Consider the following 25,345-nt stretch of genomic DNA (forward strand, 5'->3'; position numbering starts at 1 on the left):
CGCGGGCGCCGGGGTTCCGGACACCGCCTTCCGGTTTCCGGTTGCCGTGCCGTTCCGGGGGCGGGCCGGACGCACACCGAGGACCACCTGTCGTGGGGGGGGCGGGGCCACCCACCCGCACCGCCCGCCCCCTTCCCACCACACCCGAAGGGACGCGCAGCCATGTCCGTACCCGGATTCCCGACACCCGTCGCCGAGGCGGCCACCACGAGACTGGCGGCCGGTGCCTGGAGCGACGCGGCGGTCAAGTTCGGCAACACCGTCGGAGCCGTCGCGGGCTTCCTCGGCATCCTGCTGGTGGTCTTCCTGGTCGCCGGCCGGGCCAGGGGCCGCCTGTCCCGCCCGCTGGCGGTCGGGGTGTTCCTCGGCCCGGCGGTGGTGCTGCTGGCCGTCGGCCTGGTCGTACCGCTGGTCCGCACGGTCTACCTCAGCCTCAGGAACGACGACAGCAGCCGGTTCGTCGGCGGCGAGAACTTCGGCTGGGCCTTCACCTCCGACCCGGTGCGGAAGGTGCTGGTCAACACGCTGCTGTGGCTGGTGGCCGCGCCGCTGGCGGCGACCGGGCTGGGCCTGGTGCTGGCGCTGCTGGTGGACCGGATGCGCGGCCAGGCGGTGTACAAGTCGCTGATCTTCATGCCGATGGCGATCTCGCTGGTCGGCGCGTCGATCATCTTCAAGTTCGTCTACGAGTCGCGCGGGCCGGGGCGGCCGCAGATCGGCCTGCTCAGCCAGCTCGCCGTCGCGGTGGGCTGGGACGACCCCCCGAACTGGCTGCTCTCGCAGCCGCTGAACACCTTCCTGCTGATGGCGGTGATGGTCTGGGTGCAGACCGGTTTCGCGATGGTGGTGCTGTCGGCGGCGATCAAGGCGATCCCGGCGGAGGTGGTGGAGGCGGCCCGGCTGGACGGCGCGAGCGGGGTGCGGCTGTTCTGGTACGTCACCGTGCCGATGATCCGCACCACGGTGATGGTCGTGCTGACCACCGTCATGATCATCACCCTGAAGGCCTTCGACATCGTCCGCACCATGACCGGCGGCAACTTCGGCACCCAGGTGCTGGCCAACGAGATGTACTCGCAGTCCTTCGTCCAGTTCAACGCCGGGCGGGGCAGTGCCCTCGCGGTGCTGCTCTTCCTCGCGGTGCTGCCGCTGGTGGCCTACAACATCGTCCAGCTGCGGAAGGAGCGTGAGGTGCGGTGACCAGGACGGACGGTCGGGAGAAGCCGGTGCGGAGGGCCTTCAGCAGCCCGCTGGCCTCGGTGTTCGTGATCGCGATGACGGTGCTCTGGACGATCCCGACGCTGGGTCTGTTGGTGACCTCGCTGCGGCCCAAGCAGGACGTGACCGACAGTGGCTGGTGGAACGCCTTCCTCCACCCGGACCTCGGCCTCGGCAACTACCACGCGGTGCTGTTCGAGGGCGGTTCCGGTGTCTCCAGCGGCCTGATGCCCTTCCTGGTCAACTCGCTGGCGATCAGTGTCCCGGCGACGGTCTTCCCGCTGGTGCTGGCGGCGATGGCGGCGTACGCGCTGGCCTGGGTGCGGTTCCGGGGGAGCGACGCGGTGTTCTTCACGGTGTTCGCGCTCCAGGTGGTGCCGATCCAGATGGCGCTGATCCCGCTGCTGCGGCTGTTCGCCGGCGGGGCGCACCTGGGCCCGCTGACGCTGATCCCGGCGGTGGACCTGAGGGGCAGCTACGCGCCGGTCTGGCTGGCGCACACCATGTTCGCGCTGCCGCTGGCGGTGTTCCTGCTGCACAACTTCATCGCCCAGCTGCCGCGCGACCTGATGGAGGCCGCGGTGGTGGACGGCGCCTCGCACTTCAAGATCTTCCGTTCGATCGTGCTGCCGCTGTGCACCCCGGCGCTGGCCTCGTTCGCGATCTTCCAGTTCCTGTGGGTCTGGAACGACCTGCTGGTGGCGCTGACCTTCGCGGGCGGCACGCCGGAGGTGGCGCCGATGACGGCACGGCTGGCGCAGCTGTCCGGCTCGCTGGGTGGGCGCTGGGAACTGCTCACGGCCGGGGCGTTCCTGTCCATCATCGTGCCGCTGATCGTCTTCTTCAGCCTCCAGCGCTACTTCGTCCGGGGGCTGCTGGCCGGGTCGGTGAAGGGGTAGCCGGGGAGTTCCTGGTGGCGAGGGCGTTCTGAACACGTTCAGAGTCAACTTTTGAACCTGTTCAGAATGGTCTACAGTCGGCAGCGTCCGAGGCGCCGAGCGCGCCCGCCGGCGGACCACTCGTGGGTGGCCTCCGCATGCCCGCCGACCACTGAGGGGGACTCATGTCAGGTCTGTCCGCGCCTGCCCCGTCCGATGAACCGGGTCCGTCCGGACCGCAGGGCCCGACTGAGGCGCGAGGCCCGGCCGAGGCGCGGGGGCCGGCGGCGCCGCAGGGCCCGACCGCCTCGCAGGGCCCGGCGGCGCCGCAGGGCCCGATCGGGGCGCCCGGATCGTATGACCCGCACGATCCGTATCGGCCGTACGACCCGAACCGGCCGTACGGCTCCCATGGCCCGCACAGCCCGTACGGCCCGCACGGCCCCCACCGTGCGCCCGGCCCCGGCCCGCAGGGCGGGTGGGGTCCGGGCCTGAAGCCCGGTGCGCCGGAGCCCCAGGCCGGCGCGTGGCTGCGCCGCAGTGACCCGGAGCGTCGGGCGGGGGCCACGCCCCGGGTCGTCCTGGCCGCCCTGCTCACCGGCCTGCTGACGGCCTGGCTGCTCTACGGCGGCCTGGGCGCCAACCTGCTGATCTGCGGCGCCGCCACCGCCGTCGGGGCCGGGTTCGCCGCCCGGGTGGCGGGTCGTCGGATCCGGCCCTGGACGGCTGCCTGGAGCCTGCTGGCCCTCGCCCTGCTCGCCGTCCCGGCCTGGTGGGACGCGGGCTGGCCCGCGGTGCTGGCCGCCGTCGGCGCGCTCGCACTGGCCTCGCTGGCCCTGCACGGCGGCCGCCGCTGGCCCGGTGTCCTGCTCGCCCTGCCGGGGATCCTCTGGCAGTCGGTGCCTGCCGTGGGCTGGGCCTGGACCAGCATGGAGGGGCGCGCGGTGCCGGGCCGCGGCCGGATCGTCCCGGTGCTCAAGGCGCTCGCGGTCGCCGCCGGCCTGCTGACCGTCTTCGGCCTGCTGTTCGCCAGTGCCGACGCCGCCATGGCGGACCTGCTGGGCAACCTCAGCCCGGACCTCGACCTCGACCAGCTCCCGGGGCGCGGCGCGCTGTTCGTGCTCGGGGCGGTGGCCGCGCTGGGCTTCGCCCACATCGCGGCCGGCCCGCGCCGCTGGGACCGTACCGAGATCAGGCCGGGCCGGGAGCGCCGCCGGCTGGAGTGGGCGCTGCCGCTGGTCGCGCTCGACCTGATGTTCGGCGTCTTCGCGGTGGTCCAGGCCGTGGTGGTGCTCGGCGGCGCGGACGCCGTACTGAGCAACACCGGGATGAGCCGCTCCGAGTACGCCCGGCAGGGCTTCTGGCAGCTGAGCGTGATCACCGTGCTGACCCTGGTCGTGGTGACCCTCGCCAAGCGGTGGGCCCCGCGCACCACCCCCACCGACCGGCGGGTGGCGCGGATCCTGCTCGGCCTGCTCTGTGTGCTGGCGCTGGCCGTGGTCGCCTCGGCGCTCGGCCGGATGTGGTTCTACGTGGACGCCTCCGGGCTCACCCGGCTGCGGCTGTGGGTGCTGGTGGTGGAGGTCTGGCTGGGCGCCGTCTTCCTGCTGCTGATCGCCGCAGGGCTGGCCCGCCGCACCGACTGGCTGCCGCGCGTCGTGCTCCTCAGCGGGATGCTCACCCTCGCGGTCTACGGCCTGATGGGCCCGGACGCGATCGTCGCCGAGCAGAACGTCACCCGGTACGAGCAGGCCCTGCGGACCGATCCGCCCGCCGCCGCCATCGACCTGCGCAACGTCCGCTCGCTCTCGGCGGACGCGGTGCCCGCCCTGGACCGGCTCCCCGAACCGCAGCGGAGCTGTGCGCTGCAGCTGATCGCGCAGGACCTGTACGGGGAGCCGAAGCCCTGGTACGCGACCAGTCTCGCGACCGCCCGGGCGCGGGAGGCCCTGGCGGAACGGCCCCTGGAGGGCTCGACCGCGATCGGCCGCACGGCCTGCGACTGGGCTGGGCTGTCGTACGACGCCCGGTAGACCGACCGGGGCGGGTGGCCCGCGGACAACGCCCGGGGCCGGCCGGGAGCGTGTTGCTCCCGGCCGGCCCCGGGCGTTGCGGCGCCGTCGGCGCGTGGCAGCGCGTGTCGGCGGTGTCGCGGATTTGGTGCCTCGCGGCGCCGTCAGTGCATCGCGACGGCGGAGGAGTCGCTCGGCAGGTCGCCGGCCTTGGCCTTGATCACGAAGACCGCGACCACCAGGGCCACCGCCGCGAGGGCGGCGCCCACGATGAAGCCGTGCGAGATTCCCTCGGTGAGCACGGTGTTGGCGGCGTTCGTGCCCTGCGGGAACTCGTGGTGCTGCTGGAAGTAGGCCAGCTGATCCGGCGTCGCGGTCGCCATGAACGCCGGCAGCTGCACGGTGGCCTCGGCCGTGGCGTAGTGCGCGAAGACCGTGGTCAGGATCGACAGGCCGAGCGAACCGCCGATCTGCTGCATCGAGTTGAGCAGGCCGGAGGCTGCGCCGGTCTCCTCGCCCGGGACGCCGGCGACCGAGAGCAGCATCACCGGGACGAAGATCAGGCCCATGCCGAAGCCGAACACCACCGTGGGGCCGAGCACCCCGTCCAGGTAGCCGCTGTCCTTGCCCATCTGGGTCAGCCAGGTGAGGCCGACGGTGACCAGCAGCGCACCGCCCGCCATGAAGGGCTTCGGACCGTACCTGGCCTGGAGGTTGGAGGCGATCTGCGCGGCGACGACGATCGCGACGCTGATCGGGAGGAAGGAGACGCCGGCCTTCAGCGGGCTGTAGCCGAGCGGTCCCTGCACGAACAGCACGACGTAGAAGAAGATGCCGAACATGGCCGCGGCCAGGCAGAGCATCATCACCAGGCCGCCGGTGCGGTTGCGGTCGGCGAACAGGTGCATCGGGGTGATCGGCTGGTCGGTGCGGCTCTCGACCACGAAGAACGCGGCGAGCAGGATCGCGCCGGCCGCGAAGGAACCGAGCGTGATGCCGTCCGACCAGCCGTCCGAGGCGGCTCGGATGAACCCGTAGACCAGGCCGACCAGGCCGAGTGTCGAGGTGAGCGCGCCGGGCAGGTCGAAGCGGCCCGGGTGGCGCTTGGACTCGGCGATGTAGCGCGGCGCGGCGATCGCGATCAGGATCGCGATCGGCACGTTGACGAAGAACACCCAGCGCCAGTTCAGGTACTCGGTGAGCAGGCCGCCGGCCAGCAGGCCGATCGCGGCGCCCGAGCCGGCCACCGCGGAGAACACGCCGAACGCCCGGTTGCGTTCCGGCCCCTCGTCGAAGTTGGTGGCGATCAGGGCGAAGGCCGTCGGGGAACAGATCGCTCCACCGATGCCCTGGAGCGCGCGGGCGGCCAGCAGCAGGCTGCTGTCCTGGGCGAAACCGCCGAGCAGCGAGGCCAGTCCGAACAGCAGGGTGCCGAAGATGAACACCCGGCGGCGACCGAGGATGTCACCCGCGCGACCGCCGAGCAGCAGCAGGCCGCCGAAGGTCAGCGTGTAGGCGTTGATGACCCAGGACAGGTCGGTGGTCGAGAAGCCCAGGGCGTCCCTGATGTGCGGCAGTGCGATGTTCACGATCGTCGCGTCGAGGACGACCATGAGCTGGGTGGCCGCGATGACGGTCAGGGTGATGCCCTTGCCCCGTCCCTGGCCGGACTGCGGTGGTGAGTTCTTGCTGAGCGTGTCGGAGATAGCCACGAATGTGCCCCCTGCTGGCTATGTGCTCGGTGGTGCGGGTCCGGCGGATGCGCCGGTCCGGGCGCGGCGGTGCGCCCTTGCGCAGGCCTGGAAGGAACGGGATCGTTCACTAATCGGGACGATATCCTGGCCGTGATTGTGAACGCAAGCGTTCCTTAAGGATGGTGGCGATGGAGCGGTTGGTGCGACGCCTGGTGACGGACCGGTCCGGTCGGTCGTCGGGTCGGTCACCGGGGGAGACGGCCCCTCGGCTGGCGGAGGCGGGGGCCGCGGCGGGGTCCGGAGCCGTGGTCGGCACCGGGGCGGTGGCCGCGGGGCCGGGCGTCGGGGAGGGTTCGGGGCCGGGTGTCGCACCCGACTTCTGCCCGGTGCGGGCCGCCCGCCAGGCTCTGGCGAGGCCGGTTCGGCGGCGGGGGAAGGAACTGGAGAACGCGATCTTCGAGGCCGCGCTCGACCAGCTCACCTCCGGCGGATACGCGCGGCTGACCATGGAAGGGGTCGCCAGTGCGGCACGGACCGGGAAGGCCGCACTCTACCGGCGCTGGGCGTCCAAGGACGAACTCGTCATCGACGCCCTGGACGCCACTCTCCCACGCCCTTACGACACCCCCGACCTGGGGTCCGCGCGGGACGAACTCCACCGGCTCGTCGAGGGGTTCACGGAGGCGATGACCTCCCGGGTGGGCTCCGCGCTCAACGCCCTGATGGGCGAGATCGACCACGAGCGGGCCGAGGTCTTCAAGGGCTTCATCACCGACCGGGTCCTCGAGCCGACCGCGCGGACCATCCTGGAGATCCTGCGCCGTGGTGCCGCGCGCGGCGACGTCAGGCCCGGCGCCGCCACCCCGCTGGTGGCGGACGTCATTCCGGCGGTACTGCTCTACCAGGTCAAGATCCGAGGGCTGGAGACCATGGGGCCGGACTTCGCCGGCCGCCTGGTGGACGAGGTGCTGGAGCCGATGATCCGGGCCTGAGTGGGTCCGGGCCGTCCTCGGCGGGTCGGTGTCGGGCTCGCTGCCGGGCTCGGGGCTTGGGTCGGGGCCGGGGCCGGGCCTCGGGCGGCAGGGAATCCGCGGTCGTGGGGCGGGCTTAGGCTGGAGGCTGCCCCCGCTGAACGGAATACGCCATGCCGATCGTCCCTCCGACGCACTCCGTCGAACGCTCGCTCCGCCGGGCCGGCGCCAAGATCGTCGTCGGTCTCGACGAGGTCGGGCGCGGCGCCTGGGCCGGGCCGGTCACCGTGGGTGCGGCCGTCACCGGCCTGCGCAAGGCGCCGGAGGGACTGACCGACTCGAAGCTGCTCACCGAACTGCGCCGCCGCGCGCTCGCCCCGGTCCTCGCCGACTGGGTCACCGCGTACGCGCTGGGGCAGGCCTCGCCACAGGAGTGCGACGAACTCGGCATGACGGCGGCGCTGCGGCTGGCCGCCGTCCGCGCGCTGGAGGCACTGCCGGTCGAGCCCGACGCGGTCATCCTGGACGGCAAACACGACTACCTCGGCGGCCCCTGGCGGGTGCGCACGGTGATCAAGGGCGACCAGTCCTGCATCTGCGTCTCCGCCGCCTCGGTGCTCGCCAAGGTCCACCGCGACGGCCTGATGGCCGAACTGGGCGAGGGGTGCCCGGAGTACGGCTTCGCCGACAACGCCGGCTACCCGTCCCCGGTGCACCGTGCCGCCCTGGAGGAGCACGGTCCCACCGGGCAGCACCGGCTCTCCTGGGCGTACATGGACGCACTGCCGAGGTGGCGTCACCTCAAGCGCGTCCGGGAGGTCGCGGGTGGCGGTCAGGGGTCCGCCGACGAACAGTTGACGCTCGGTTTCTGATGGTCCGTCTGGAATTGCCCAGGTGAGGGTGGCGGAGCGGCGGCGCCCAATGGGTGGGGTGCCCGTGCGCGTCCGACCGGCATTTGATAGATATCCGGGTATGCCTGCCTTCCCCGAGGAGCCGGAGATTCACGAGAGCATTCCGGGCCCCGGCGTTCCCGTCCCCCGCGAGTCGGACGCACCAGCCCCCGCCACCGCACCCACCACCGTCGCCGCCCCGGCGCCGGTGCCCGGCCCCCGTCCGGAGCCTCCGCGCCCGGCCGCGCCGCGCGCCGCCCGTCCGGGACCGCCGCGACTGATCCCCAAGCCCGGACCGGCGCCGCGCCGTCCGGCCCCCGCCGCGCCGCAGACGGAGATCCGGCGGATCGCCGCCACTCCGGCGCAGGCGGTGGAGCGCGCCGATGACGCGGTCGACCAGCTGCTGGAGTCCGGGCGTGACCCGGGCGCCATCCTGGTGCTGACGGTCGGCGGGGCGCACCCCTGGCAGCAGCACGAGCTCTCCTTCGGTGAGGAGCGCTACTGGGCGCAGCTCGCCGAGGGCGGGGACGTGTTCTACGCGGACGCCGCACTGACCCGTCCGGTCCGCCGCGAGGTGGTCGTCCTGGTGGTCAACGGCGGACCGTCCGCCCGGGCCGCCGAGGCGTACACCAAGGCGCTCGGCCACGCGACCTCGCTGCTGGTGGTCTGCGGCGACGCCGGCCCGACTGCCGCGGGCGCGGCCGGCACCGCGCCGGGCCGCCCGGTCAAGGCCTGACCCCAGTCGTCCACTCCGGGCCCGGTGCCGTCGTACGGTGCCGGGCCCGACGTCCGTCCTGCGGTGCTCGACGGCCGGTGGCCGGTGGCCGGTGATCCGTGCGGCCGAGGCCGCCGCCGGATCAGCGCGTGCCGGTGCGGCGGGTCGGTTCGGTCGCTGCGATCCGCGCCGGGGCCCACGGGGGTTCGGACTGCGGGGCGCGCACCGCGTCCTCGCCGTGCTGGGCCTGCTCGGGCGCCGACTGGCGGGTGAGCTGACCGCGCGGGGCGTCCAGCGCCGAGCGCGGCGGCAGCTCCGTCACGGTGTGCACCGGTCCGTCGGCCCACGAGCCCGCGTGCGGCTTGCGCCCGCCCCGCCCGTCCCCGAGGACCTGCCAGCCCGCCGGGGTGAGTCCGATGTACGCGCCGCAGCGCAGTCCGTGCAGCGCGGACGCGTCCCGCAGCGCCCACATCCAGGCGCCGTCCTGCTCGGTCCAGCCGGGCGCGCCGTCGCGGCAGCGCAGCAGCACGGCGGTCCGGGTCGGCTCCGGCAGCCGCAGGTCGTGCGGGATGATCCGGCGCAGGTGGGTCAGCAGCGCGTTGCGGTGCTTCCAGCCGTCGGTGTCGTGAGGCCAGGGGGTGAACGAGGCCGAGGCGACGAGGTGGTGGAGAACGTCCAGGACGGCGAGCACGACGGTGCCCGGCGGGGGCAGGTGGCGCTGGTGCAGCTCCAGGACGAACTCGCGAGGGTCGCGCAGCAACGGGATCCCCGAGGCGGTCCAGGCCTCCAGGTCCAGCACCCGTCTGGGTTCCGCACTCCCGGAGAAGGGATTCTGACCTCGGTCGATGCCGTTGATCACGATCCTCCTTCCTGGCCCGTGGGCAGTCGGGTGCCTGGGTACGCCGAAGGGCGGATCCAACGGACCGGGTTTCGGGTACCTCCCAATTCTCGGGGCATCGGGGCCGGAGCGGCAACGATGAAATGATGAACGCCATCCGATAGTCCATGGTCTGCCGGATATGTTCCACAGCGGATCCAGCGCCGCGAAGGTGCCGCCAGGCCTTGATCCACAACGCCCGGAGGGCAGGGCGAACCGTCATCGGCACGGTGACCACTCCTTTCCCGGGCCGTTCGACCGGTGTGACCGAAATCGCTTCGCCTGATCCTTTCTGCTAGGCCATTCGAGTGAACGAGGTGGGTTTCGGCGACGGCTTTCCGCCGTTCCGTCACCCCTGCACGGCCAGTACCAGTGGCAGCACCGCGCTCGCCCCCGCCCGGCGCAGCAGTCGGGCGGCCACGGTGACCGTCCACCCGGAGTCGACGAGGTCGTCCACCAGCAGCACCGGCCCGCCCGCGGCCGCCACCGCCTGCTCCACCTCCGGTGGCAGGACCAGCGCGCCGGCCAGCGAGTGCAGCCGCTGGGCGCTGTTGCTGCGGGCGCCGTGCGGAGGCAGCCCGCCGGCGTACTCGATCCGGCCGAGCAGCGGCAGCCGCCCGATCTCGGCGATCCGCGTGCCGAGGCTGCCGACCAGCCGGGGCCTGGCCGAGGAGGCCATGGTCACCACACCCACGGGCCGCTCCAGCCGGGCGCCCTCCGTCGTCTCCGGCCCGGCCCAGCCGCCCGGACCGCGGGCCCAGTCGGCGAGCACCGCCACCAGCGCGTCCACCGCCTCACCGGGCACCGGGACGTCCGGCGCCTGCTCGGCGAGCAGGGTGCGCAGCCGGTTGCCCCAGCCGATGTCGGACAGCCGGCCGAGCGCCCGGCCGGTCTCCGCCTGCTCGCCCGCCGGGATCCTGCCCTTGAGCGGCACCCCGAGCGCGTCCATCCCGGTCGGCCAGAGCCGGCGCGGCTCGAAGCTCACGCCGGGGCGGCCGAGGGCGGCCCTGGCCGCCGCCAGGATCTCGGCGGAGACGTCAGGGGTGTGCAGCGGCCCGGCGCAGTTGTCGCACCGCCCGCACGGCGCGGCCTGCTCGTCGTCCAGCTGACGGCGCAGGAACTCCATCCGGCAGTCGGTGGCCGAGGCATACTCGCGCATCGCCCGCTGCTCCGCCTCCCGGGAGGCCGCGACCTTGGCGTAGCGGGCGGTGTCGTACTCCCAGCTCTGCCCGGTGGCCGTCCAGCCGCCCTTGACCCGGCGGACGGCGCCGTCCACGTCGAGCACCTTGAGCATGGTCTCCAGCCGGGCCCGGCGCAGGTCCACCCGGGGCTCCAGGGCCGCGGTGGAGAGCGGGCGGCCCGCCTCGGCCAGCGCGTCGATGGTGCGGCGCACCTGCTCCTCCGGCGGGAAGGCCAGCGAGGCGAAGTAGCGCCAGATCGCCTCGTCCTCACGCCCGGGCAGCAGCAGCACCTCGGCCCGGTCCACGCCGCGCCCGGCCCGGCCGACCTGCTGGTAGTAGGCGATCGGCGAGCCGGGCGAGCCGAGGTGCACCACGAAGCCGAGGTCGGGCTTGTCGAAGCCCATGCCGAGCGCGGAGGTGGCGACCAGCGCCTTGACCCGGTTGGCCAGCAGGTCGGCCTCGGCGGTGCGGCGGTCGGCGTCCTCGGTGCGGCCGGAGTAGGAGGCCACCGGGAAGCCGCGCTCGCGCAGGAAGGCCGTCACCTCCTCGGCCGCGGCCACCGTCAGGGTGTAGACGATGCCGGAGCCGGGGAGCCGGTCGAGGTGGTCGGCCAGCCAGGCGAGGCGGTGGGCCGGGTCGGGCAGGGAGAGCACGCCCAGGGTGAGGCTCTCCCGGTCGAGCGGCCCGCGCAGCACCAGGGCGTGCTCGTCGGTGGCGCCGGTGCCGAGCTGCTCGGCGACGTCGGCGGTGACCCGGGCGTTGGCGGTGGCGGTGGTGGCCAGCACCGGGACGCCGGGCGGCAGGTCCGCGAGCATGGTGCGCAGCCGGCGGTAGTCGGGGCGGAAGTCGTGCCCCCAGTCCGAGATGCAGTGGGCCTCGTCGACCACCAGCAGGCCGGTGGAGGCGGCGAGCTCGGGCAGCACCTGGTCGCGGAAGTCCGGGTTGTTCAGCCGCTCGGGGCTGACCAGCAGGATGTCGACCTTCCCGGCGCCGACCTCCTCCTGGATCCCGGCCCACTCGTCGGTGTTGGCCGAGTTGATGGTGCGGGCGTGGATGCCGGCCCGGCCGGCCGACTCGACCTGGTTGCGCATCAGGGCGAGCAGGGGCGAGACGATCACCGTCGGTCCCGAGCCGCGGGCCCGGAGCAGGGCGGTGGCGATGAAGTAGACCGCGGACTTCCCCCAGCCGGTGCGCTGGACGACGAGGGCACGGCGGCGGTCGACCACGAGGGCCTCGATGGCCGTCCACTGGTCCTCGCGCAGGGTGGCTCCGGGGCCGGCGAGCTCGCGCAGGACGGCCTCGGCCCTGGCCCGGACCTCGGCTCGGTCGGCGGTGGCGGTGGTGTGGGTGTCGGGCTGCTGCATGGCGTCCATGTAACCCCGTGCCGCTGACAAGCGACGAATGCCGGGGAGGGGAGACGGGGGAAGGACGGGTGTATTTCATCCGCTGGTCCGTTGAACGGCGGTCAAAATCCACTCGCGGGAGGCAGTTTCGACTACTCCGAATGAGTGAGGGAAAATTCGGGGTCGGAGTTATCCACAGGAAAAAAGAAGTTTTCGGTGGGGTTCGTGGATTGCGTCCACTCTTGCGGCCATGAACGCGATGAACAACGAGCACGTCATTCTGTCCCTCGGTCCGGCCTCCGGTCACCGGCAGGTCGTCATGCGCGGTCCGGCCGACATGGCCGAGCTGCTTCCGTACTTCCTGGGCTTCTACCCCGACGACAGCATCGTCGCGGTCGGCCTCCACGGCCCCGGTCTGCATCAGGGCGGGGTGATCCGGGCGGACCTGCCGCGGTCGCCCGCGCAGTGGCCGGCCGCCGCGGAGGAGACGGCCGCGCTGCTGGTCGCCCTCTCCGAGCGGCACGGCGCCCGGCCGCTCCAGGTGCTCCTCTACCTCTGCCAGGATCCCGGCACCGCCCACGCCCCACCGGTGGCGGACGGGCTGCGGCCGCTGGCCGACGCCCTCAGGGCGGCCTTCGGGCGCCGGGGCGTGGCCGTCAAGGAGTCGCTGTGCGTCTCGGACGGCCGCTGGTGGTCCTTCATGTGCCGCGGCGACGGGTGCTGCGATCCGGCGGGCAACCCGGTGCGGCGCAGCCCCGGTCCCGGTCCCGCGGCAGCCGCCGCGACGGTCGCCGGCCTGGTGCCGCGCGGCAGTCGGAAGGCGATCATCGGCGGGCTGGATCCGGTCGGCCCGCCGGAGGAGGCCGCCCAGCGCGAGGCGCTCGCCCGGGCCGAGGCGGTGGACGCCCTCGCCAGGGAGCAGCGCATCGCCCTGCTCGACCAGGCGGTCGCCGAGTTCCGGGCCGGGGCCAGGGAACTCGACGCGGACCGGACGGCGCAGCTGCTGCTCGCCCTGCGGGACCGCCTGGTGCGGGACCGCGGCGTCGAGTACGCCAGGCCCGACGAGCTGGCCCCGGCCGAGCGGCTCTGGCGCTTCCTCGCCCGGCGGGCCGTGCCGCCGTACGGGGGCTGCGCGGTGGCCCCGCTCACCCTGTTGGCCTGGACGTCCTGGGTCGCGGGGGACACGGCGACGGCGCGGGTCGTCCTGGGCCACGTGCTGCGCCTCGCCCCGGGCTACCTGCTGGCCGAGCTGCTCTACGAGTCGCTGAACGACGGCATGACGCCCCAGGGCCTGCTGGCCGCCGTCGAGGCCCAGCGGCGGCGGCGCGAGGAGCCCGCTCCCGGGACGGTCCCCGGCGACGGAGCGGAGCCTCCGGCAGGCGGGGCGCCGAGCGGTGGGGCACCGAGCGGGGAGGCGCCGCCGCCTGCCGGAGGCGTGCCGTCGGGCGCCGCGGCCGGCGGGGCCTCCGGTGAGCGGCCCGGACGGTCGTCCGGCGCGCGGCGGCACCGGCGAGGTGGGCGCCGGAAGGGCTCCTCCACGGCGTCGGCACCGGCTGATCCGGGCGCGGGTGCCCCCGAGGGCCCGGAGCCGGACGCCGGCGCCGCCGGATCGGTCGCCCTGCTGCCGGCGCCCGGGAGGGCTGTGACACCCGGGCACACCCCGGCCGCCGGGGAGCGGATCGCCCGCGGCCTGCGGCTCGGCCGGGCGGCGGCGTGCGCGCCCGCCGCCCACACCGCCGGCGGCCTCCACCGCTGCCGGGGCGTCCGGCGGGCGACCAGAGGAGGCCACCGTGCGCACTGAGCCGCTCCGCGCCGCCGCACCGGCCCCCGGGCCGCTACGCCTCGCCGTGCGCCATCTTGATCAGGCGGTCCAGCACCGTGCCGCCGCCGACCCGGAGGCCGTCGTGCTCCCACTCGTTGGTGACCCAGGCCCGCAGGCCGTGCACCGCGCGGGCGGTCTCCAACGAGTCGGCGGTGTCCACGTACATGTCGTCGTGGTACACCGCCGCCACCACTGGCACGGTGTTGCCGGCCAGCCGCGCCCGGTCGTACAGGTCGGGCCAGTCGGTGCGCGCGGCGAGCAGCTCCGCGGTCTCCTTGAGCGGGCGCAGCGCCGGGTCGGTGTCGAACATCCAGGGGTAGATCATCTCCCCGGTGAACAGCACCGGCGCGCCGGACTCCAGCGCGGCCCGGGCGTCGAACTGCGGGAACTCCTTGCGGACCCGCTCGGCCGCCCAGGCGGTGCCGCCCTGGTCCACCGACCGCTGGCCGTAGATCGACTCGTGCAGCACGGCGTACAGCGGGCCGCCCGCGAAGGAGAGCTGCGCCTGGGCGCCGGCCAGGAAGGTGTCGGAGAGCTCGGGCCCGGCCGCGCCCTCCACCCAGGCCTCCTCCAGCAGGTAGTGCAGGGTGCCGGAGCCGCTGCCGCCGCCGAGCAGCAGGCCCAGCACCTGGAACGCCTCGACGGTGAGCAGTCCGCCGTCCGGCAGGGTCGCGGGGGAGTCCGCGAGGTGGGCGGCGATCCGGCGCACCGCCTCGACGTCCTGCGGGAACCGGGCGTAGTGGTCCTCGTTCTTGCGGACCACCCGCGGGTAGGCGGCGCGGTAGACGTCGTCGGCCGAACTGCCGAGGCCGGCGAGGCCGCCGGTGATGAAGGCCTCGGTCAGGCCTTCGGGCGCGATGGAGAGGTAGGTGAGGGTGCAGAAGCCGCCGAAGCTCTGGCCGAGCAGGCTCCAGCGCCGGTCGGCGCCGAGCAGCCGTTCACGGATCAGCTCGGCGTCCCGGACGATCGAGTCCGCGCGGAAGTGGGCCAGGTAGTCCGCCTGCTCCTGTGGGCCGCCACGCCGGGCGAGGGTCTGCCGGGTCGCGGGAGTGGACCGCCCGGTGCCGCGCTGGTCGAGCAGGAGCACCCGGTAGTCGTCCAGGGCGCGATCCAGCCACGAGTCCCGGCCGAGCGGGCGGGCGGCCTTGCCACCGGGCCCGCCCTGGAGGAAGACCAGCCAGGGCAGGTCGTCCCGCTCGCGGCCTGCGGCCACCACCTCGCGGGCGTACACCTCGATCTGCTCGCCCTGCGGGGCGGCGTGGTCGAGCGGCAGCTGGAAGACGTGGTCGGTCGTGACAATCCCGGGCAGCCGGCTGATGGCGGACATGCAACTCCTCGGTCTCTGCTGGTCACAGCGATGGCGTCGCGGTTCACGGGGTCACCGGGTGCGGGGGCCGCGACCCCCGCACCGTATCCTGGCGGCGGTCGGGCCCCGGTTGGACCGCCCTGTCCGCCCGACGGACGGCCGGCACCGGCAGGCGCCCGGTCCGAGCCGGTCCCGCGGCGGGCGGGAAGACAGGAGTCGGCTCCGGATCGCGACTGATGACGCACCCGCGACAGCCCCGGTGACGTTCCGGCGGAAGCGGCACGACCGCCTGGCGGAGCCGCCGCGACCAGCGGCGCAATGGCGGGGCGTGACCTGGCGGCGGTGCGCGGCGTTGACTCCGGGGGCCTGCGCCCGGTTCGGGCGGGCCGATCGCCGGGCGGTGCGGACCAGGCCGCGCGGGCGGCCGGCAGCGGTCGGCGGTCGCGTGCGGCGCCACGACCGGTCGCCGCCGCGGGACCGGGCGGTCCCGCGGGTGCGCGCCGTGGGGGAAGGGCGCCACCGGCAGGCCGGGACGTCGGACCTGACGGCGTGCCGGGCACGGTGACGGCCTCGGAACGAAGGCGCGGAGCGCCGGTACCGGCCCGGTACCGAGCACCGCATGGCACGACCCGCCGCCGGGTACGGCCAGACACGGCACACCGCCGACGGGACAACCCGCCGGCCCGGCACCATCAGCACGCGATCGAGCATGCTCGCGGCCCACCGGCCTGACCGGCCACCGGACCGCCGAGGGGAGGAGAGTCCGGTGACCGCCATGAGGCCACCACAGGCCATGCCGGCCGAGAGCGTGGTCGGCGCACCGCCCAGGCTGGTGGGTCGTCCCGACCAGGTGCCGGCGGCAGGACCGTCGGGCGCACCCGGCGGCCCGGGCCGCCCCGCGGCCCCGCCGCGCCCGCAACCGCCCGCCGTCCACCACGCGGTGATCTGCGTCAACGCCCCGTCGATGGCCGCCTCCGGTCCCGACGGCCAGCTGCGCGGCCACGGCCTGCACGGCTTCTTCCGCAACGGCGTCCGGGTGCTCGCCCGGATGGAGCTGCGGATCGGCGGCATGGAGCCGCTGCCGCTCCAGGGCACCCTGACCAGTACCGCCCAGGCCCGGTTCCTCGGAGCCGTCCGCCTTCCCGGCGACCTCGATCCGGACCCGGCGCTCACCGTGGAGCGGCTGCGCCACGCGGACGGCGTGGAGACCGTGGTCGTGCGCAACACCGGTCCGCGGCCCGCCCGGCTGCCGCTGGAGATAGCCCTCGGCACCGACCTGGGCCCGGTCGCCGAGATCGCCGCCGGGCACCGCCAGCCCGACCTGCCGGGCCAGGTGCAGTCCGCCGGGCTGCGCTGGGCGGGCCAGGTGCACAGTGCCGTGGTCAGCGCCCAGCCCTCCCCGCACGCCGTCCTGGCCGGCGCCGGCGTGCTCCGCTGGGACCTGGAGGTCCAGCCGGGGGCCCGCTGGTCGGTCGAGCTGCGCACCGAGCTGGAGAGCGCCGTCACCGGCCCCCGCCCGCCGGGCGGGCGCGGCACCGGGGTCCCGCTGCCCTGGTCCGAGCCGGAGATCCGCAGCGACGACGCCCGGGCCGCCCCGCTGGTCTCCCGCTCGCTGGACGCGCTCGGCGGGCTGCTGTTCGCCGATCCGGACCGCCCGACCGATCTCTACCCGGCCTCCGGTGCGCCCTGGCGCTTCGGCCTCGCTCCCGCCGACGCGCTCTGGGCCGCCCGGCTGACCCTGCCGCTCGGCACCCGGCTGGCCGCCGGCACCCTTCGCGCGCTGGCCCGCCGGCAGCAGCCCGCCGCCCAGGGCCGTACGGAGGGCCTGCTGCCCGGTGCCCTGCGCCACGGCGGACCGGAACTGCCGCCCACCTGCACCGCCACCGAGGCCACCCTGCTGTTCGTCACCGTGCTGGCCGAGGCCTGGCGCTGGGGCCTGCCCCGGGCGGAGGTCGCCGACTTGCTCCCGGCCGCCGAGCGGGCCCTGGCCGCCCTGCGCGAGGGCCTGGTCGACGGTTTCGTCACCGACCTGAGCCGTCCGGCCGAGGAACGCTCCGCCCACCCGGTGGCCGCCCGCGCCGAGGTCCAGGCGCAGGCCCACCGCGCCGCCCTGCACGGGGCCGAGCTGCTGGAGGCCTTCGGCCGACCGGGCGCCGAGGACTGGCGCGGCTGGGCCACCGCGCTGCGCGGGCGCTTCCGCGAGCGGTTCTGGGTCGACGACCTCTCCGGCGGCCGTCCCGCGGCCGGGCTGGCTCCGGGCGGCCAGCCGCTGCCCGCCGTCGCCTCCTCCCTGGTGCACCTGCTGGACACCGGGCTGGCCGTCGACGGCGGTCGGCACGAGAGCCTGCTGGACCGCGAGCAGACCCGGCTGCTCGCCCAGCGCCTGGTCGCGCCGGAGCTGGACAGCGGCTGGGGCCTACGGACCCTGAGCGCCAAGTCCCCCCGCTTCAACCCGCTGGGCCACCGCGGCGGCGCCGTGCGGGTCCACGAGACGGCGCTCGCGGTCGCCGGGCTGGCCGAGGCCGGTCACGAGAACCAGGCAGGCACCCTGCTGGAGGGCCTGCTCGCCGCGGGCGCCCACTTCGAGGGGCGGCTGCCGGAGATGTACGCGGGGGAGCAGCGGACCCTCGGCTGCCCGCCGGTGCCGCACCCGGCCGCCTGCCGCCCGGCGGCGGTCTCCGCGGCCGGTGCCGTGCACGCGGTGTTCGCCCTCGCCGGGGTCAGACCCGATGTCCCGGGTGGCCGGGTGCTGGTCCGCCCGGCCAGCACCGCACCGCTCGGCGAGCTGGAGCTGACCGGTCTGCGGGTGGCGGGCGAGCCCTTCTCCGTCCGGGTGAGCCGGATCGGCGTCGCGATGGTGGAGGAGGCGTCCGCGGACCTGCAACTCGTCGCCCACTGAGCCTGCCGCCGCGTCCGCGCCCCAGGCGTCGGTGACACCGGGTCACCGACGCCGCGCCCGCCCGGGCGTGGACCGGCGCGAGCCGCACCGGGCGGTAGGAGCGCCTGGCCCTGCGCGGGTCCATGAGCGGGCCTGTGCTTATCGTCAGAGAGACGACTATGATCGTGACCATGTCGCGTTACGATCCGTCGGCCTTTCCCCCGTTCGCTGTCACGGTTGACCTCGTGGTGCTGACGGTGCGCGACCACTCGCTCTGCGCCCTGCTGGTCAGACGTGGTGAGCCGCCGTTCCAGGGCTACTGGGCGCTGCCCGGCGGCTTCGTCCGTCCGGACGAGGGCCTGGCCGAGGCCGCCTCCCGCGAACTGGCCGAGGAGACCGGCCTGCGCGCCCACACCGCTCCCGGCCACGACGCGGTGGGCCTCGGCGCGGCCGGCGCCCACCTGGAGCAGCTCGCCACCTACGGCCACCCGCAGCGCGACCCCCGGATGCGCGTGGTCAGCGTCGCCTACCTGGTGCTCGCCCCCGACCTGCCGACTCCCCGGGCGGGCGGCGACGCCAGCGGCGCCCGCTGGGCCCCGGTCGGCGAACTCCTCGGCGAGAACCCGGCCGACGGCGTCCCGCTCGCCTTCGATCACGGCCTGATCCTCGCCGACGGCGTGGAACGTGCCCGCTCCAAGATCGAGTACTCCTCCCTCGCCACCGCCTTCTGTCCGACCGAATTCACCGTCGGTGAGCTGCGCCGCGTCTACGAGGCGGTCTGGGGCGTGGTGCTGGATCCGCGGAACTTCCACCGCAAGGTCACCGGCACCCCCGGCTTCCTGCTGCCCTCCGGCGGCACGACGACCCGTCAGGGCGGCCGTCCTGCCCAGCTGTTCACCGCCGGTGGCGCGACGGTCCTCAACCCGCCCATGCTCCGCCCGGAGTCCTGAGCCCCGCCCGTCTGTTCCGGGCCCGCGCCAAGCGCCCCGCCCGGCCCACCCCACCGGGGCGCGGCCCCGGGCAGCCGAACGGCCCGGCCCGGCTGCGGGCACGGCGGCAGCGGCGCAGAGTGTCGGTGAACGCCCCGGCCGCAGGGCCGGAGGCCCACCGGACCCAGGGAGCCCCGCGATGGCCCTCAAGGACTGCGCCAACCAGCGATTCCTCATCGAGGGGCTGGCGGCGGACTACCGCAGCCTCGACGCGACCACCACCGGTACGGAGGGCGAGCTGGCCGCGCTACAGGCCGGGCCAGGGGCGCCCGCGGCGATCGCCGCGGTGGAGGAGCGATTGGCCGCCGAGCGCGAGCGACTGGGCGAGATCGCCGTCCAGGGCCAGGCCGCCGTCGACGAGTTCCGGGCGGTCTGCGGAGGCGAGCAGCTCCCGCCGCTGCCCTGGCCCGCTCGGTAGGCCGCCCCCTCCGCCGGCCCGGTGCCCCGCCCGGCCGAAGGCCCGGAACGGGCCGGTCACTCGTGAATCGCAGGATCGGATTGTCCCCTGATCGGGTGAGGTGGGCAGTCGTAGGGCCCGTGCCGTTCCCGTAATGCCCGGAATAGCCGTCGCGGCCCCCTAATGTGCTGGCGCGGAGCCGCGCGGGCGCGTGCCCGCCCGTCAGGGGGCGCTCCGTGTCGAGCAGGTGGGCCGAAGGCATGGGAGCAGCCAGCGATGATCCAGATCACCGGACTGACCAAGGTCTATCGCAAGGGGGCTCCGCCTGCGGTGCTCGACCTGACCTTCGACGCCAGGCCCGGCACGGTGACGGCACTGCTCGGCGCTGAGGGGGCGGGCAAGTCCACCGCGCTGCGGCTGATGCTCGAACTCGAACGCGGCCAGGGTGTCACGCTCTTCGACGGCCGCCCCTACCGCCGGATCCGTCACCCCGAGCGCGAGGTCGGCGTGCTGCTGTCCGGGCCGGGGCAGGGCGCGGCCGCGGTGGCCGGGCACCCGGGCCGCCGGGCGCGCAGCCACCTGCGGATGCTCGCCGCGGTCGCCGGCGTCTCGGCCCGGCGGGCGGACGAACTGCTGGAGCAGACCCGGCTGGCCGCCGTGGCCGGGCAGCGGCTGCGCACCTTCTCGCCGGGCATGCACCGCCGGCTGGGGCTGGCCGCCGCCCTGCTCGGCGACCCGGGCACGCTGCTGCTGGACGGTCCGGCCGAGGGCCTGTCGCCGCGCAACGTCGAGTGGTTCCACTCCTTCCTGCGCTCGTTCGGTGCCGCCGGCGGGACGGTCCTGGTGACCACCCGGACCCCGCAGGAGGCCTCGCAGCTCGCGGACCGGGTGGTCACCCTGGATCGCGGCCGTCTGGTGGCCGACCAGCCGGTCGCGGAGTTCCGGCGGACCAGGCTCAGCCCCGAAGTGGCCGTCCGGGGGCCGCAGATGGCGCGGCTGGCGGACCTGCTGGTCAGCCAGGGCGCCGAGGTCCGCCGAGACGGCAGCGTGGGGCTCGCGGTGGTCGGCATCGACCGCACCGAGATCGGCGAACTCGCCTACCGCCACGGGATCCTGCTGCACGAGCTGGCCGACCGGGTGGTCGAGCAGCCGGCGCCGCGGGTCGTCCTGCCGGCCGGTTCGGGCCGTTCCGGCCACCTCCGCCTCCACCCGACGGCCGAGGCCGGACCGAGTTCCCGGCCGGCCGCGGAGCCGGCTCGGGAACCGGCCGCTGAGCCGAGCCCGCGGCCGACGTCCGAGCGGGTCCCCGAACCGGCCGCCGAACCGCCTGTCGAGCCGGTCACCGAGCCGGCCTCGGCGACCGCTTCGACGCCGGCGGTCGAGCCGGGGACGGCCCCGAGCAAGGCCCCGGGTCCGGCCCCGGGTCCGGCCTCGACAGAACCGGCGGAGGCCGCCACCGCCGGGCAGCGCCGGGCGCCCCGCCGTCCCCGGGAGGACGGTTCGCTGCCCACCCGCGCGCTGCCCGTCGTGGCCGTCGCCGCCGCGCTCCCGGCGGCCGCCCTCCCCGTTCTCGGCTCGTCCGGGCGACGGTCCGACCCCGCCGCCCGCCGACCCGCCCCGGTCGCGCCGACCGCCCCGGTCGCGCCGATCGCTCCGGTGCCGGCCGCGATGGTCACTCCGACCAGGCCCGACACCTCCGAAGCAGCCCCCACGGTGGCCGTCGACCGGCTCTTCCGTGACGACCCCGTCCCGGCCGAGGGCCAGGCCAGGGCGCGGACCCCGCGCCGTCGGGCGAGCGCCGACGACCTGTTCACCGAGGACACCGTCCGCCTGCGCCGCCCGGTCCCGGGCGCGGCCGCGGCCTGCCCCTCCGCGGCCCGGACTCCCGCCCTGCCCGCCGCCCCTGCGGCCCCCGCCACCCCCGACGACCACCGGAGCGAGTGAACCGTGCGTGTCCTGGCCTACGAGCTGCGCCGCCTGCGCGGCCTACGTTCCACCTGGCTGCTGCTCGCCGTCGTGCTGTCCGGCGGCGCCGTCGTGGCCGCCGTCCTGGCGAGCCAGGCCCCGGACGGCCCGCTGGCCGCCCCGGCCGGGGTGCGGCTGCTGACCGCTGCCGTCCCGCTGGCCCCGCTGCCCTTCGCGGCGCTCGGCGCCGGAGTGCTGGGCGCACTCTCGTACGGGCACGAGGTGCGCCACCCCGGACTGCCCGCCTCGCAGGTGTCGTACCCGCGCCGGGTGCGGCTGCTGCTGGCCAAGCTGCTGGTGATCGGCCCGGTGGCGGCGCTGCTGGCACTGGCCACCCTGCTGCTGGACACCGTGGCAGTGCACCTCGCGCTGCCGGACGGCGTGACCGTGGCGGCCTGGGCGGACCCGGCCGCGCTGTCGGACCGGGCCTCCGAGGCGCTCACCGGTGCCGGGCTGTCCGGGCTGTCCGACCTGCCGGACGCCTTCGCCCCGCTGGGGCTGGTGGCCGGCCACGGCGTGCCCGCCGCACTGCTGGCGTTCGTCCTGCTGGCCGTGGTGGCGGGCTGGACCGGGGTGCTGACCGCCTCGCTGACCCGCAGCGCCGTGGCCGGGGTGCTGCTGCTCTGCGCCCTGCCGCCGCTGCTGGAGTCCGGCGTCGCCCTGCTGCTGCGCCACACCGGCAGGCCGTGGCCGACCCGGGCGGCCGAGCTGCTGCCGTTCCAGTCCGGGATCGAGTGGGCCTACGGCTGGGTGTACGGCGGGGCGCAGGAGGCCGTGGCCGGGAGCGCGCCGCTGACCGATCCGACGCTGCTCGCCGCCGTCGCGGCGCCCGCGGCGGTCCTGCTGCTGGCAGCCCTGCTGGTCCAGGCCCGCCGCCGCGCCCTGTAGGGGCTCCCGGCAGAACCGCTCCCGGCCGGTCAGCGTCCCGCGCCGCCGCTCCCCGTACCGCCGGGCCCCGCCGCCGCACCCCGGGAGCGGTCCCGCCAGGGGCGCCAAGATCGACCGACAGTGACCGCGGCGGTGACCACAATGGGCGTTTCTTCCTGATAAGAAGTCAATTATCCAGTCGCGGCCGATCACCCTTTCGTGTGCTTTTCACGAGAATTCTCAAGCCATGCCTGCCGATCGCCGACAAAGGAGAGCGTGAGTACCCTTGCGCACCCCACCATGACCCCCGCCCGTTCCGCCGATGGGCCCATCCACGGCCCCGGCGACCTGGACCGCTACTCGTACGCCGACCGGCCGACCCCGCCGGCGCCCCGCTGGGAGGGCGCCGAGTCCGACATCACCCGGGTCGGTCGCAAGACCACCAGCAGCCGCGGCCGCGGTCTGCACGGCCAGCTGGTCCAGCAGCTCGGCCAGATGATCGTCTCCGGCGACCTCGGTGCGGACCGCCCGCTGGTGCCCGAGGAGATCGGCCAGCGGTTCGAGGTCTCCCGGACCGTCGTCCGCGAGTCGCTGCGCGTGCTGGAGGCCAAGGGCCTGGTCAGCGCCCGGCCGAACGTCGGCACCAGGGTCCGCCCGGTCGGCGACTGGAACCTGCTGGACCCGGACATCATCGAGTGGCGCGCGTTCGGCCCGCAGCGGGACGAGCAGCGCAGGGAGCTGTTCGAGCTCCGCTGGGCGATCGAGCCGCTGGCCGCCCGGCTCGCCGCCGGCCACGGCCGGGAGGACGTCCAGCAGCGCCTGGTCGAGCTGGTCGAGATCATGGGCCACGCCGCCTCCCAGGCCGACCTCGCCACCTACACCCGGGCCGACACCGAGCTGCACGTCCTGATCCTCCAGATGGCCGGCAACCGGATGCTGGAGCACCTGTCCGGGATCGTCGCCTGCGCCTTGCAGGTCTCGGGCGGTCCGGCGATCTCCTGCGAGCGGCCCTCCGAGTCCTCGGTCGGTCTGCACGCCCGGCTGGTGGACGCGCTGGGCGCCGGTGACGGGACCGCGGGCGAGGTCGCGATGCGGGCGCTGCTCACCGTCCACCCCGAGGTCGAACCGTCCGTCCCCGCGCCCCGGGAGCACTGAACGGGCTGTTTCGACGAGTGGAGGCGCCGGACCGCGGCGGCCCGCTCCGCCAGGGCCCTCCGGCCGCACCGTGCGGCGCAGCTGGAGGGCCTCCGCATGCCCCCCGCCGGCCGGGCGCCGGGTCAGGGAAGGCGGACCCGGGAATGGCGGCGGGAAAGCCGGACGCCCGGCAAGGTTTGTCCATGACAAATGATTTGCCCGGGAGTGCGCGATGATGGAAGCGGCCCCGGGTTGCGGACGCCGGATGGTGTGACCCGCGACACGAAGGCCATGCGTAACACTTGACGAGTAGCAGCGATGTGTCCTGAGCGGAAGCAGCTCCGGAATACTCCAACATGTCAGAATGCCGTGTTGGTCCGCGGCGCTGCTGCCGTCCTGCAAACCCAGTCCTCAAGCCCGAGTCGGTCGGAATCGACACCGCGCGCCCGGCGCGGGATCTCCTTCCCCGCCCGCTCGGGCGGCCGGTACGGGTTCGAGTCCACTCATCGTCCGAGAGGTTGTTCGTGTCGGCCAGCACATCCCGTTCGCTTCCCCCCGAGATCGCCGAGTCCGCGGCTCTGCTGGCGCTCATCGAGCGGGGCAAGGCCCAGGGGCAGATCGCCGGTGACGACGTGCGCCAGGCGTTCGAGGCGGACCAGATCCCGGTCACCAAGTGGAAGAACGTCATGCGCAGCCTCAACCAGGTACTGATTGAGGAGGGGGTGGACCTCATGGTCAGCGCGGCCGAACCGGCCGGCGCCAAGCGCAAGAGCGTTGCTGCCAAGAGCCCCACCAAGCGCACCGCCACCAAGGCTGTCACCACCCGGACCCCGGCCGCCCCGTCGGCCCCGACCAAGCCGCCCGTGCGGATCGCCCCCGGCGCCCCCGTCGCGGCCGCCGCCGCTCCGGCCCCCACGGTCTCCGCCGAGATCACCGCAGAGGGGTCGGCCACGGGCATCGCCGAGCTGAAGGCGGCTCCCGCGAAGAAGGCCGCCGCGGCCAAGAAGACCGCGGCCAAGAAGACCGCGGCGCCGGCCAAGAAGACCGCCGCCAAGAAGACCGCCGCCAAGTCCGCCAAGGGCGGCGACGAGGAGCTGCTCGGCGAGGAGGAGAACCTCGAGGACGCCGCGCTGCCCGGTGACAAGACCGAGGCCGAGGGCACCGCCACCGGTCCGGAGGAGGAGTCGGAGGGCTTCGTCCTCTCCGACGACGACGAGGACGACGCGCCGGCCCAGCAGGTCGCCGTCGCCGGTGCCACCGCCGACCCGGTCAAGGACTACCTGAAGCAGATCGGCAAGGTCCCGCTGCTCAACGCCGAGCAGGAGGTCGAGCTCGCCAAGCGCATCGAGGCCGGCCTGTTCGCCGAGGACAAGCTTTCGGCCGCCGACAAGCTCGCCCCGAAGCTCAAGCGCGAGCTGGAGATCATCGCCGAGGACGGCCGCCGGGCCAAGAACCACCTGCTGGAGGCCAACCTCCGCCTGGTGGTCTCGCTGGCCAAGCGCTACACCGGTCGCGGCATGCTCTTCCTGGACCTGATCCAGGAGGGCAACCTCGGTCTGATCCGTGCGGTCGAGAAGTTCGACTACACCAAGGGCTACAAGTTCTCGACCTACGCCACCTGGTGGATCCGCCAGGCGATCACCCGCGCCATGGCCGACCAGGCCCGCACCATCCGCATCCCGGTGCACATGGTCGAGGTCATCAACAAGCTGGCCCGCGTCCAGCGCCAGATGCTCCAGGACCTGGGCCGCGAGCCCACTCCGGAGGAGCTGGCCAAGGAACTCGACATGACCCCCGAGAAGGTCATCGAGGTCCAGAAGTACGGCCGTGAGCCGATCTCGCTGCACACCCCGCTGGGCGAGGACGGCGACAGCGAGTTCGGTGACCTGATCGAGGACTCCGAGGCGGTCGTCCCGGCCGACGCGGTCTCCTTCACCCTGCTCCAGGAGCAGCTGCACTCGGTGCTGGACACCCTGTCCGAGCGTGAGGCGGGCGTGGTCTCGATGCGCTTCGGCCTGACCGACGGCCAGCCGAAGACGCTGGACGAGATCGGCAAGGTGTACGGGGTCACCCGTGAGCGCATCCGCCAGATCGAGTCGAAGACCATGTCGAAGCTGCGCCACCCGTCGCGCTCCCAGGTGCTGCGCGACTACCTGGACTGATCGACGGCAGTCGTTCCACGCGAAGGCCCGGAGCCGCACGGCTCCG

The 25,345-nt window shown here is 74.6% G+C and carries 18 protein-coding genes; 14 read left to right on the forward strand and 4 right to left on the reverse strand.

The window, feature by feature from the left end; all coding sequences use genetic code 11:
- Positions 1-162 precede the first annotated feature (162 nt).
- From ACIQOW_RS35210 to ACIQOW_RS35220, 3 genes are all read left to right on the forward strand, one after another.
- Complete coding sequence (locus tag ACIQOW_RS35210) at positions 163-1,200, forward strand: carbohydrate ABC transporter permease (protein ID WP_188294925.1); 1,038 nt, start codon at positions 163-165, stop codon at positions 1,198-1,200.
- On the forward strand, positions 1,197-2,117 hold the full coding sequence (locus ACIQOW_RS35215; RefSeq protein ID WP_317619903.1) for a carbohydrate ABC transporter permease: 921 nt from the start codon (positions 1,197-1,199) through the stop codon (positions 2,115-2,117). Before ACIQOW_RS35210 ends, ACIQOW_RS35215 begins: the two co-directional genes overlap by 4 nt.
- A gap of 164 nt (positions 2,118-2,281) precedes the next feature.
- On the forward strand, positions 2,282-4,129 hold the full coding sequence (locus tag ACIQOW_RS35220; protein WP_401091941.1) for a DUF4153 domain-containing protein: 1,848 nt from the start codon (positions 2,282-2,284) through the stop codon (positions 4,127-4,129).
- 143 nt (positions 4,130-4,272) lie between these two features.
- Here ACIQOW_RS35220 and ACIQOW_RS35225 read toward each other — a convergent pair whose 3' ends face one another.
- Positions 4,273-5,820, reverse strand: a complete 1,548-nt coding sequence (locus ACIQOW_RS35225) for an MFS transporter (RefSeq protein ID WP_401091942.1) — start codon at positions 5,818-5,820, stop codon at positions 4,273-4,275.
- 287 nt (positions 5,821-6,107) lie between these two features.
- Here ACIQOW_RS35225 and ACIQOW_RS35230 point away from each other — a divergent pair, with 287 nt between their 5' ends.
- From ACIQOW_RS35230 to ACIQOW_RS35240, 3 genes are all read left to right on the forward strand, one after another.
- Positions 6,108-6,794, forward strand: a complete 687-nt coding sequence (locus tag ACIQOW_RS35230) for a TetR/AcrR family transcriptional regulator (RefSeq protein ID WP_401091943.1) — start codon at positions 6,108-6,110, stop codon at positions 6,792-6,794.
- A 152-nt stretch (positions 6,795-6,946) separates the two neighbouring features.
- Positions 6,947-7,645 carry a ribonuclease HII gene (locus ACIQOW_RS35235; RefSeq protein ID WP_401091944.1) on the forward strand — a complete coding sequence of 233 codons (699 nt, stop codon included), beginning with the start codon at positions 6,947-6,949 and terminating at the stop codon, positions 7,643-7,645.
- A gap of 100 nt (positions 7,646-7,745) precedes the next feature.
- Entirely contained in the window at positions 7,746-8,399 is a 654-nt protein-coding gene (locus ACIQOW_RS35240) for a hypothetical protein (RefSeq protein WP_401091945.1), read from the forward strand.
- Between the two features lie 121 nt (positions 8,400-8,520).
- Here the strand turns inward: ACIQOW_RS35240 and ACIQOW_RS35245 are convergent, their stop codons facing one another.
- Both ACIQOW_RS35245 and ACIQOW_RS35250 read right to left on the reverse strand, forming a co-directional pair.
- The gene (locus tag ACIQOW_RS35245; RefSeq protein ID WP_401091946.1) at positions 8,521-9,237 is read right to left on the reverse strand and encodes a hypothetical protein; all 717 of its coding nucleotides are present in this window, start codon (positions 9,235-9,237) and stop codon (positions 8,521-8,523) included.
- 367 nt (positions 9,238-9,604) lie between these two features.
- Positions 9,605-11,800 carry a DEAD/DEAH box helicase gene (locus ACIQOW_RS35250; protein ID WP_401091947.1) on the reverse strand — a complete coding sequence of 732 codons (2,196 nt, stop codon included), beginning with the start codon at positions 11,798-11,800 and terminating at the stop codon, positions 9,605-9,607.
- 229 nt (positions 11,801-12,029) lie between these two features.
- Here ACIQOW_RS35250 and ACIQOW_RS35255 point away from each other — a divergent pair, with 229 nt between their 5' ends.
- Positions 12,030-13,580, forward strand: a complete 1,551-nt coding sequence (locus tag ACIQOW_RS35255) for a DUF4192 family protein (protein WP_401091948.1) — start codon at positions 12,030-12,032, stop codon at positions 13,578-13,580.
- Positions 13,581-13,614: 34 nt separating this feature from the next.
- On the opposite strand, the gene ACIQOW_RS35260 is transcribed toward ACIQOW_RS35255, so the two are convergent.
- On the reverse strand, positions 13,615-14,928 hold the full coding sequence (locus ACIQOW_RS35260) for an alpha/beta fold hydrolase (protein WP_401091949.1): 1,314 nt from the start codon (positions 14,926-14,928) through the stop codon (positions 13,615-13,617).
- 754 nt (positions 14,929-15,682) lie between these two features.
- Between ACIQOW_RS35260 and ACIQOW_RS35265 the strand changes: the two genes are divergently transcribed.
- The 7 genes from ACIQOW_RS35265 (at position 15,683) to ACIQOW_RS35295 (ending at position 25,299) form a co-directional block, all read left to right on the forward strand.
- Positions 15,683-17,806 carry a glycogen debranching N-terminal domain-containing protein gene (locus ACIQOW_RS35265; RefSeq protein WP_401091983.1) on the forward strand — a complete coding sequence of 708 codons (2,124 nt, stop codon included), beginning with the start codon at positions 15,683-15,685 and terminating at the stop codon, positions 17,804-17,806.
- A gap of 170 nt (positions 17,807-17,976) precedes the next feature.
- Positions 17,977-18,735, forward strand: a complete 759-nt coding sequence (locus tag ACIQOW_RS35270) for an NUDIX domain-containing protein (protein ID WP_401091950.1) — start codon at positions 17,977-17,979, stop codon at positions 18,733-18,735.
- 178 nt (positions 18,736-18,913) lie between these two features.
- Positions 18,914-19,192, forward strand: coding sequence for a hypothetical protein (locus tag ACIQOW_RS35275; RefSeq protein WP_401091951.1), 279 nt, complete (start codon positions 18,914-18,916; stop codon positions 19,190-19,192).
- A gap of 255 nt (positions 19,193-19,447) precedes the next feature.
- Complete coding sequence (locus ACIQOW_RS35280) at positions 19,448-21,115, forward strand: ATP-binding cassette domain-containing protein (RefSeq protein ID WP_401091952.1); 1,668 nt, start codon at positions 19,448-19,450, stop codon at positions 21,113-21,115.
- 3 nt (positions 21,116-21,118) lie between these two features.
- The gene (locus tag ACIQOW_RS35285; protein ID WP_401091953.1) at positions 21,119-22,024 is read left to right on the forward strand and encodes a hypothetical protein; all 906 of its coding nucleotides are present in this window, start codon (positions 21,119-21,121) and stop codon (positions 22,022-22,024) included.
- Positions 22,025-22,279: 255 nt separating this feature from the next.
- On the forward strand, positions 22,280-23,158 hold the full coding sequence (locus tag ACIQOW_RS35290) for a FadR/GntR family transcriptional regulator (protein WP_188296077.1): 879 nt from the start codon (positions 22,280-22,282) through the stop codon (positions 23,156-23,158).
- Positions 23,159-23,661: 503 nt separating this feature from the next.
- On the forward strand, positions 23,662-25,299 hold the full coding sequence (locus ACIQOW_RS35295; protein WP_401091954.1) for an RNA polymerase sigma factor: 1,638 nt from the start codon (positions 23,662-23,664) through the stop codon (positions 25,297-25,299).
- The last annotated feature ends 46 nt before the right edge of the window (positions 25,300-25,345 follow it).

The sequence above is a fragment of the Kitasatospora sp. NPDC091335 genome, from assembly GCF_044757205.1.
In the GTDB taxonomy this organism is placed as follows: domain Bacteria; phylum Actinomycetota; class Actinomycetes; order Streptomycetales; family Streptomycetaceae; genus Kitasatospora.

Bases quoted from the DNA above. Each gene is read 5' to 3' on its own strand.
- ACIQOW_RS35210 (WP_188294925.1), top strand. From the start codon at position 163: ATGTCCGTACCCGGATTCCCGACACCCGTCGCCGAGGCGGCCACCACG.
- ACIQOW_RS35220 (WP_401091941.1), top strand. From the start codon at position 2,282: ATGTCAGGTCTGTCCGCGCCTGCCCCGTCCGATGAACCGGGTCCGTCC.
- ACIQOW_RS35235 (WP_401091944.1), top strand. From the start codon at position 6,947: ATGCCGATCGTCCCTCCGACGCACTCCGTCGAACGCTCGCTCCGCCGG.
- ACIQOW_RS35240 (WP_401091945.1), top strand. From the start codon at position 7,746: ATGCCTGCCTTCCCCGAGGAGCCGGAGATTCACGAGAGCATTCCGGGC.
- ACIQOW_RS35250 (WP_401091947.1), bottom strand. From the start codon at position 11,800: ATGCAGCAGCCCGACACCCACACCACCGCCACCGCCGACCGAGCCGAG.
- ACIQOW_RS35255 (WP_401091948.1), top strand. From the start codon at position 12,030: ATGAACGCGATGAACAACGAGCACGTCATTCTGTCCCTCGGTCCGGCC.
- ACIQOW_RS35260 (WP_401091949.1), bottom strand. From the start codon at position 14,928: ATGTCCGCCATCAGCCGGCTGCCCGGGATTGTCACGACCGACCACGTC.
- ACIQOW_RS35265 (WP_401091983.1), top strand. From the start codon at position 15,683: ATGAGGCCACCACAGGCCATGCCGGCCGAGAGCGTGGTCGGCGCACCG.
- ACIQOW_RS35270 (WP_401091950.1), top strand. From the start codon at position 17,977: ATGTCGCGTTACGATCCGTCGGCCTTTCCCCCGTTCGCTGTCACGGTT.
- ACIQOW_RS35275 (WP_401091951.1), top strand. From the start codon at position 18,914: ATGGCCCTCAAGGACTGCGCCAACCAGCGATTCCTCATCGAGGGGCTG.
- ACIQOW_RS35280 (WP_401091952.1), top strand. From the start codon at position 19,448: ATGATCCAGATCACCGGACTGACCAAGGTCTATCGCAAGGGGGCTCCG.